Origin of the sequence: Rhizobium alarense (assembly GCF_021555155.1) — a bacterium.
Classification (GTDB): domain Bacteria; phylum Pseudomonadota; class Alphaproteobacteria; order Rhizobiales; family Rhizobiaceae; genus Rhizobium_D; species Rhizobium_D alarense.
Genome location: NZ_JAKGBU010000176.1, coordinates 1 through 1,357 on the forward strand (window position 1 = coordinate 1; position 1,357 = coordinate 1,357).

At 67.4% G+C, this 1,357-nt stretch carries 1 protein-coding gene and 1 pseudogene; one reads left to right on the top strand and one right to left on the bottom strand.

Translation table 11 applies throughout. The features are described from left to right. A pseudogene (locus tag LXM94_RS25845) lies at positions 1-631 on the bottom strand (glutamine synthetase); the annotation flags it as partial. A 197-nt stretch (positions 632-828) separates the two neighbouring features. Here LXM94_RS25845 and LXM94_RS25850 point away from each other — a divergent pair. Beyond that, positions 829-1,357, top strand: a 529-nt coding sequence (locus tag LXM94_RS25850; RefSeq protein WP_235774752.1) for an aminotransferase class III-fold pyridoxal phosphate-dependent enzyme, incomplete at its 3' end; no start/stop codon positions are given.

Consider the following 1,357-nt stretch of genomic DNA (forward strand, 5'->3'; position numbering starts at 1 on the left):
GGCCGGGGCCGAATTCCGCCGTCGTCGCGTCGGCCGGAAGCGCCATGGCCTTCGCCCAGCTCCGCACCGTCTCGAGATAGGCGTCGAGCGCGTCCGTCGCCCGCATGTCGTAGAGCTGGTAGCCGTTCGGCTCGCCGCGATACATCAGCGATGCCGGCGGGCGGGGCGTGCCCGTCTCGCGCCAGTCGTCCTCGACCACGTAGAATTCCAGCTCGGTCGCCACGACCGGCGTCAGCCCGCGCTCGGCAAAACGCTCCAGCATGCGGGCGAGGATGGCGCGCGGATCCATGAAGGCGGGCGTGCCGTCGAGCTCGTGCATCGTCGCCAGCACCTGCTTCGAGCCCGCCGGGCCCCAGGGCATGGCGGCAAGCGACCGGCGGTCGGGGATGCAGACGCCGTCCGGGTCGCCGATCGACAGCGACAGGCCCGTCAGGTCGTCGTTGTCGTCGCCCCAGATGTCGAGCGACTGGGTGGAGGAGGGCAGCCGCACCGTGCCGTCCCAGACCTTCTTTTCCGCTTCCAGCGGGATCTGTTTGCCGCGCAGGTCGCCGTTCATGCCGACGAGCAGGACTTCGATGCGGGGCGGGGCATTGGCAGGCAGCGTGCCGTCTGCCGGGGTGTCATGGATCATCGGGGGAACTTTGCGTGACGGGTTGAAATCGGCGGGTTCTGGAAAGCCTCTGGAGAGAGACGCGCGTCCCTTGCCAAATGCCTGTCATATGGGCAATTTCCTAGCCCATTCCGCCCTGCCGTTCAATCGCGGCGGGCGCTCCCGCCGAGCCCTTGCCCGTTGCGGCCGGGGCCGGCAATACCGCAAGGAAGCCTCCCATGCCGACGCCCTCCGCTGCCACCCTCTCCAATCTCGGAGCCCTCGACGCCGCCCATCATCTTCATCCCTTCTCGGACATGAAGAAGCTGAACGCGGCCGGCACGCGCATCATCGAGCGGGGCGAGGGCTGCTACATCTACGACAACCAGGGAAAACGCTATCTCGACGGCTTCGCCGGCCTCTGGTGCGTCAATGTCGGCTACGGCCGGCGCGAGATCACCGATGCGGTGACGCGCCAGATGAACGAGCTTCCCTACTACAATACGTTCTTCGGCACGACGACGCCGCCGGCGGTGCTGCTTGCCGAAAAGATCACGGCGCATGCCGGCCCCGCCATCAACCGGGTGTTCTTCACGGGCTCCGGATCGGAGGCGAACGATACCTGGTTCCGCATGGCCCGCGTCTACTGGGGCGCCATGGGCAAGCCCACGAAAAAGGCGATCATCGCGCGCAGGAACGGCTATCACGGCTCGACGGTTGCCGGCGCCTCGCTCGGCGGCATGACATGGATGCACGAGCAGGGCGACC